This is a genomic window from Aeromicrobium sp., assembly GCF_049586495.1.
Lineage (GTDB): Bacteria > Actinomycetota > Actinomycetes > Propionibacteriales > Nocardioidaceae > Aeromicrobium.
Window position 1 is genome coordinate 1 of the sequence record NZ_JBAVCB010000081.1, and the last position, 7484, is coordinate 7484.

General features: G+C 67.3%; 5 protein-coding genes. 4 read left to right on the top strand and 1 reads right to left on the bottom strand.

Annotated features, from left to right (window positions below; translation table 11 throughout):
* Positions 1–2200: DNA gyrase/topoisomerase IV subunit A (locus tag WB508_RS04575; RefSeq protein ID WP_423843699.1), on the bottom strand; the 2200-nt coding region annotated here is incomplete at its 3' end.
* Between the two features lie 84 nt (positions 2201–2284).
* Between WB508_RS04575 and WB508_RS04580 the strand changes: the two genes are divergently transcribed.
* Genes WB508_RS04580 through WB508_RS04595 form a run of 4 tightly spaced genes read left to right on the top strand, consistent with a single transcriptional unit; the run spans position 2285 to position 7314 of the window.
* Positions 2285–4981 (top strand): GNAT family N-acetyltransferase, encoded by a 2697-nt coding sequence (locus WB508_RS04580; protein WP_423843700.1) that lies wholly within the window; start codon positions 2285–2287, stop codon positions 4979–4981.
* On the top strand, positions 4978–5556 hold the full coding sequence (locus WB508_RS04585) for a DUF5998 family protein (RefSeq protein ID WP_423843701.1): 579 nt from the start codon (positions 4978–4980) through the stop codon (positions 5554–5556). The genes WB508_RS04580 and WB508_RS04585 overlap by 4 nt, the downstream gene beginning before the upstream one ends.
* A 38-nt stretch (positions 5557–5594) precedes the next feature.
* Positions 5595–6656, top strand: a complete 1062-nt coding sequence (locus tag WB508_RS04590; protein ID WP_423843702.1) for an alkaline phosphatase family protein — start codon at positions 5595–5597, stop codon at positions 6654–6656.
* Positions 6657–6660: 4 nt separating this feature from the next.
* Positions 6661–7314, top strand: a complete 654-nt coding sequence (locus tag WB508_RS04595; protein ID WP_423843703.1) for a thymidine kinase — start codon at positions 6661–6663, stop codon at positions 7312–7314.
* The last annotated feature ends 170 nt before the right edge of the window (positions 7315–7484 follow it).

The following is a 7484-nucleotide window of genomic DNA, read 5'->3' on the forward strand; positions in this document are numbered from 1 at the left end:
TGACAGCTCCGGTCTGGGTGCCGGGCAGCGCGTCGCCCGAACCCGCCACGGTCACGATCGCGGCGTTCTCGATGTCACCGACTGCGCCGAAGGCAACGACCCGGGCGCCGTCAGACAGCTTGATGCCGGCCACGCCGCCACCGCCGCGGCCCTGCGGGCGGACGCCTTCGGCGGAGAAGTGCAGCAGCTGGGCATCCGACGTGATGAAGGCCAGTTCCTCGGAGCCAGTGGTCAGCGATGCCACGCCGACCACTTCGTCACCGTCGGCCAAGGTGATGATGTCCCACTCGTCGCCGCGCAGGTGGTCCGGCTTGACCCGCTTCACGACGCCCTGGCGGGTGCCGAGGGCGATGCCCGGGCCCTCGTCGGTCAACGACATCAGTCCGAGCGCGGTGCTGCGGCCCAGATCGAGGATCTCTCCCAGAGGCACTCCGCCCTGCAGATTGGGGGATTGGGCGGTGCCCGGCAGACCAGGAAGGTCGAGGACCTGCAGACGTCGGACGGTTCCAGCTGAGGTGACCAGGCCGATCTCTCCGCGTGCCGTGGTGCGCACTGCCGAGATGATCGTGTCGTGCTTCACACGCCCGCCCACCTCACCGATCGGTGCATCGTTGCTGGTGCGAGCCAGGAGACCGGTGGCCGACAGCAACGCCCAGCACGGGTCGTCGGCGACCTCGACGGCGGTGGCGGCCGTGACGGTCTGCCCGGCTGACTCCAACAGCACGGTGCGTCGCGGCGTGCCGAACTTCTGCGCCACCTCGGTGAGCTCGTCGCCGACGACACCGCGCAGGACCGTCTCATCAGCGAGAATCTCGTCGAGCTGTTCGATGAGGCGTCGCAGATGCTCGATCTCCTTCTCGATCTCGACCCGGTCGGTGCGGGTCAGGCGGCCCAGCGTCAGGAGCAAGATGTACTCAGCCTGCGGCTCGGACAGATCGAACACGCCGCTCAACCGCTCCTTGGCCTCGGCGCGATTGTCCGACGAGCGGATCACCGCGATGACCTCGTCGATGTCCACCAGCGCCAGCAGGAGGCCCTCGAGCAGGTGCAACCGGTCGGCGGCCTTGCCGCGACGGAACGTGGAGCGACGGCGGACGACGTCGATGCGATGGGCCAGGAACACCTCGAGCATGTCCTTCAGGCCCATCGTGCGGGGCTGGCCGTCGACCAGGGCCACGGCGTTGATGCCGAACGACGTCTCCAGCGGGGTGGCGCGATACAGCTGCTCGAGAATCGCCTCGGGCACGAATCCGTTCTTGATCTCGATCACCAGGTGCAGGCCCTTGTGCCGGTCAGTCAGATTCTTGACATCGCTGATGCCCTGCAGCTTCTTGGCCTGAACCAGCTTCTTGATCGACTCGATGACCTTCTCGGGCCCGACGTTGAACGGCAGCTCGGTGACGGTGATGCCCTTGCGCCGCGGCGTGACGCTCTCGATGCGGGCCGTGGCCCGCATGCGAAACGGGCCGTTGCCGGTGGCATAGCCCTCGCGAATGCCGTCGAGGCCCACGATCTTGCCGCCCGACGGCAGATCTGGTCCCGGGATGAATCGCATCAGGTCGTCGAGGTCTGCTGCCGGGTGGTTCAAGAGGTGCCGCAGCGCCTGGACCACCTCGATCAGGTTGTGCGGCGGGATGTTGGTGGCCATGCCGACCGCGATGCCGGTGGTGCCGTTGACCAACAGGTTGGGGATGGCGGCCGGCAGCACGACCGGCTCGGTCTCACGGCCGTCGTAGTTTGCCTTGAAATCGACGGTGTCCTCATCGATGGAGGCGGTCATGGCCTCGGCGGCCTCGTCCATGCGAATCTCGGTGTAGCGCATGGCGGCGGGCGGATCGTCCTGCGAACCGAAATTGCCGTGACCGTCGGCGAGAGGAAGTCTCAGCGACCACGGCTGGGCGAGCCGGACTAGCGCCTCGTAGATGGAGCTGTCACCGTGCGGGTGAAACCGACCCATGACCTCGCCGACGGGGCGGGCGCTCTTGACGTGGCCGCGGTCGTGCCGCAGGCCCATGTCGTCCATCGTGTAGAGCAACCGGCGCTGCACGGGTTTGAGCCCGTCGCGAGCATCGGGCAGCGCACGGGAGTAGATGACCGAGTAGCCGTACTCGAGGAAGCTGGAGCGCATCTCGACCGCGATGTTCGTGTCGATGATGTGCTCGTCGAAGTCGTCCGTCGGCGGCTGAGTGGTACGTGCCATGGGGCCATTGTCCGGGGCTGGTGGTCAGCGCACGGGTTGCCACGCCGAGCCCCCGGTCCGCGCGGTCTTCGGTAGGTTGTGACCGTGAACGACGAGCATGCTGACGTGCTGCGATGGGAGGCCGACGTCCTGTTGAAGGACGGTCGTGTCGCCCAGCTGCGTCCGGTGCGGCCCGAGGACGCGCCCGAGTTCATCGAGTTCTACTCGCGGGTTTCCGAGGAGTCCAAGTACTTTCGCTTCTTCGCGCCCTATCCGACGCTCTCGGCCAGCGATGTGGCCCGCTTCACGACCGTCGATCACGACCGTCGCGTGGCGTTCGTCGTGACGTTGCACAACGAGATCATCGGCATCGGACGCTACGACGCCACCGGTAGCGCAGAGGCGGAGGTCGCGTTCCTCGTCGAGGACGCCCATCAGGGGCGCGGCGTCGGTCAGCTGCTGCTGGAGCATTTGGCGCAGGCGGGACGCGAGCGGGGCATCACCAGCTTCGTCGCCGAGGTGCTGCCGACCAACCGCCGCATGCAGCAGATCTTCCGCGAGATGGGCTACAAGGTCGATGGCGCACTGGATGACGGAGTGCAGCGGCTGACCTTCGACCTCGACCCGACCGATACTGCGATCGGCGTCATGCGGGCCCGCGAGCAACGTGCCGAAGCGGCTTCGATCGAGCGAATCTTCTCGGCTCGCACCATCGCTGTGGTCGGCGCCAGTCGCCGCCAGGACTCGATCGGTCAGGCCATGGTGCGCCATCTGGTCCTCGGCGACTTCTCCGGCACTGTGTATGCCGTCAACTCCACCGCCGAGGCCGTGTCCGGTCTCACCGCCCACAAGACAGTGCACGACATCCCCGGCGAGGTCGACCTGGCGATCGTGGCGGTGCCGGCCGAGTCGGTCAACGACGTCGTCCTCGATTGCGCCGCCAAGGGCGTGCATGGGTTGGTCGTCATCTCCGCTGGCTTCGCTGAGGAGGGCGAGGAAGGACGCAAGCGGCAGCGAGCCCTGCTGGGACTGAGCCGCAGCTATGGATTGCGCCTGATCGGCCCCAATTGTCTGGGCATCATCAACACCGACCCCGACCTGAAGCTGAACGCCTCGTTGTCGCCGAGCATGCCGCCTCAGGGGCGGGTCGGGTTCTTCTGCCAATCTGGTGCGCTCGGCACCGCCATCCTCGAGACCGTCTCGCGGCGAGGTCTGGGTTTGTCGACCTTCGTGTCGGCCGGCAACCGCGCGGACGTCTCAGGCAACGACCTCCTGCAGTTCTGGGAGGAAGACGACAACACCGAGGTCGTGCTGCTGTACCTGGAGTCGATCGGCAACCCGCGCAAGTTCTCCCGCATCGCGCGCCGCGTCTCACGCTCCAAACCGATCGTCGCGGTCAAGTCCGGGGGCTCCACGCAGGGCGTTCCCATGGGCCACACCGTGACCCGCAGCTCGGCCCCGCAAGCAGCCGTGGACGCGATGTTCAGCCAGGCCGGCGTCATTCAGGTCAACACGCTCGATGAGATGTTCGACGTCGCCCAGCTACTGGCGCACCAGCCGCTGCCCCGCGGCAATCGTGTCTCCATCCTCGGAAACTCCGATGCTGTCTCCCTGATCGTGGCCGATGCCGCCACGTCGAGCGGTCTGATCGTCAACGAGCGGGTGGCGCTGGGAGCCACGGCCAATGCCGATGACTTCGAGGCGGCCATCGAGTCGTCACTGGCGGACGAGGACACCGACGCACTGGTGGCCATCTACATCCCGCCGATCAACAACAGCGGCGAGGAAGTGGCCAATGTCCTGGCAGCGATCGGCGAGCAGTCCGACAAGCCGATCGTGTCGACGTTTCTGGGGAGCGAGGGCGTCCCGGTCCTGCTGCGAGTGCCCGATGTTGCCGGTGGATCGGCGGGCCGCGGTTCCGTGCCGTCGTACGCCGCTCCTGAGGCGGCAGTGCGTGCGCTGGCCCGCGTCGTCACGTATGCGCAGTGGCGGGCGCGCGACCACGGCGAGTTCCACTACAGCGGGGAGCATCGTTCCGGCGATGCGCGAGCCCTGGTCGTCGACGCACTGGCCCGGGCGCCACGTGGCGCGATCCTGTCCACCGACCAGGTCCACGACCTGCTGGCCTGCTACGGCATCGACCTGCTGACCTGGACCAATGTGTACAGCCGTGAGGAAGCCGTCGAAGCCGGCGAAGAGCACGGCTGGGACGTGGTGCTGAAGGCGGGCAGCGAGCACCTGCGCCAGCGACCCGACCTGGCTCACGTGTGGCGTGAGATCCACAGCGCCGACGACATGTGTCGCGCCTGGGACTCGCTCACCAGTTGGACGGGCATGCGCAAGGACACCAAGTTCTTCGTCCAGAAGGCTGCGCCCGACGGCGTCCAGGTCTCCTACGGAGTAAGGGAGGATCCACTGTTCGGACCGTTGGTCTCCTTCGGGCTGGCTGGCGCACCCAGCGAGCTGCTGGGCGACCGCGCCTATGGCATTCCGCCGCTGACCGGATCCGACGCTGCCGACATGGTCGCGAATCTGAAATCGGCGCCCTTGTTGTTCGGTTACCGCGGCTCGGACCCCGTTGACGTGCCCGCCGTTCAGGACGTGATCGTGCGGCTCGCGGCCATGAAGGACGACCTCCCCGAGATCGTCGAGCTCGACCTCGAACCGGTATCAGTGCACCCCAGCGGACTCACGGCGCTCAGCGCTCGCGCCAAGGTGGTGCCGTCCTCAGATCGCCGCGGTGAGTGGTACGTCCGCCGCCTGAGTCGTCCCGCCGCGATGGGCGATACCCTGACGCCATGAGCGCCGATCAGCGAGATGAGGTCTTCGCGGAGATCTCCCGCAGTGGCTACTACCCCGAGATCGTGGCGCAAGGCTTGTCCGACGCACTGGCCGACGAGTCGGTGCACGGTTTCGTCCTCCACCACGAACCCACGTTCGATCGTGACGAGATCCGCCGGCACATGACGGTCATGGTGCTGACGCCTTCTCGGGTCGTGCTGGTGCACACCGACGAGCATCCCGGCGACGACCTGCTGCCCAAGCCGTACACGTCCACCACGTCTGAGGCGGTCGCCATCTCGCAGGTGCGGTCGGTCGTCGTCACCCGCATGGTCTCGGCGTCGTCCGCCCGCCTCGAGGAGGCTGTGCTGACGGTCAGCTGGGGCGCCGTGTCGCGAGTCGAGCTCGAGCCGGCCCGGTGCCCGGACCCCGAGTGCGACGCCGATCACGGCTACACCGGTTCGGTCGCCGGCGATGATTTCTCACTCCGCATCAGCGCCACCGCGGACGGGGGAGCAGCCGTCGAACGACTGCTGGCCTTTGCCCGCACGCTGTCGGCTGCCACGTCCCACGGCGCATCGGCTGGTCGTCTGTGACGGCGGTGGGTCTGGCGGGGCGCGCGACGATCGACACGGTGCTTCCGAGCGTGGCAGCAGCCTTGGGCGTCGACGGCTTTGTGAACACCCTGGGCCTGCCGCAAGCGCCCCGGTACGTCGTGTGCCTGGTCGATGGGCTGGGCCTTGACCTGCTGCGTGACCACGCGGAGCTGGCGCCCTTCCTGTCCAGCGCCACGAACATCGACGACGTGGTCTGCGGCGTTCCATCCACGACCGCCACCAGCCTCACCTCCCTTGGCACCGGAGTCAGGCCCGGAGAGCACGGGATCGTCGGCTACACGTGCCGCGTCCCCGAGACCGGCGAGCGACTCAACACCCTGAAGTGGGACCAGCCGATCGACCCGGTCCGGTGGCAACCCGTCACCACCGTGCTGCAGCACATGCTCGATGGCGGCGTGGCCACCAGCTCGGTCAATCACGCCAAGTTCATCGACACCGGTCTCACCCTGTGCAGTCAGCGTGGTGTGCCCTTTCACGGCGTGGAATCCACCCATGAGCGCTTGGACGTCGTGCTCGACGTCATCGAGGCCGCACCTCGGTCGATGACCTACGCGTATGAATCCCGACTCGACTTCACGGGCCATGCCAAGGGCTGTCGCTCCCCGGAGTGGCGCGACATGCTGGCCGTCATCGACGCCCAGCTGGCAGAGCTGCGGCGCGAGCTGCCTGAGGACTGCGTGATGATCGTCACCGCCGACCACGGCATGATCGACCTGCCCGCCGAGAACCGATTCGACGTCGACTCCGAACCGGCTCTGCTCCAGGACGTCACCCTGCTGGCTGGCGAGGCTCGGTTCCGCCATCTGTACACGCGCGCTGGCGCGGCCGACGACGTGGCAGCACGCTGGCGCGCCCGGTTCGGTGATCTGGTCGAGGTACGCACCCGAGATGAGTCAGAGGAGTGGTTTGGTCCCTTGCGACTTGACGTCCGCGGTCGCGTCGGCGACGTGCTCGTCGCCGCCCTGGGTGACTTTGCGGTGTTCTCCTCCGAGGAGTTCGCGATCGAGATGAAGATGACCGGGTTCCACGGCTCGATCACCGAGGCCGAGCTGCGCATCCCCGTGCTCGTGGCGCGCTGAACCGATGGGCGACCTGAACTTCTACTCCGGCACGATGGACTGCGGCAAGAGCACGCTCGCCCTGCAGATGGACCACAACCACCGCGCGCGAGGTCGAGAGGGCCGCGTGTTCACGTCGCACGACCGGGCGGGGTCAGCGCGGCTGTCGAGTCGACTGGGGCTCGAGGTCGCGGCCATCGAGGTCGATGAGTTGTTTCACTTCTGGCACTTCACGGTCGACGAGCTGACCCAGGGCGGTCGGATCGACTACTTCGTGTGTGACGAGGCGCAGTTCTACACGGTCGAGCAGATCGACCAGCTGGCCAAGGTGGTGGACGAGCTCGACATCGACGTCTTCGCGTTCGGTATCCTCACCGACTTCCGCACCCGGTTGTTCCCCGGCTCATTGCGGCTGACCGAGCTGGCCGACCGGGTGCACACGCTGCAGGTCGAGGCGTTGTGCTGGTGCGGGGAACGCGCCACTCACAACGCTCGCACGGCCGACGGCGTCATGGTGACTGAGGGCGAGGTCATCGTGGTGGGCGATGTGGAGGACTCGCACCGCCCACAGCCGATGATCGGTTACGAGGTGCTGTGCCGGCGACATCATCGCCGTCGCATGACAGCGCAGGCCGCCAAGGCAGCCGCGTTGTCGCCCGACGTCCTGCCTTTTGACTGAGCGAACGCGCTCTGCGCGTGAACGCTCAGTCACGCCAGCGGAGCGTGAGCGTGCCCGCCGCAGGCGCTGGAGGCGAGGCGTGGTGAGGCATCCGACGTCAGCGACCACGAGGGCAAGGCGAGCACCGGACCTCGCCACGCCTCGCTCCGGGCCGCTTCGCGGCGGCACGC

Excerpts from the sequence above, each read along its gene's own strand:
- WB508_RS04595 (WP_423843703.1), top strand. The coding sequence starts at position 6,661 with ATGGGCGACCTGAACTTCTACTCCGGCACGATGGACTGCGGCAAGAGC.
- WB508_RS04585 (WP_423843701.1), top strand. The coding sequence starts at position 4,978 with ATGAGCGCCGATCAGCGAGATGAGGTCTTCGCGGAGATCTCCCGCAGT.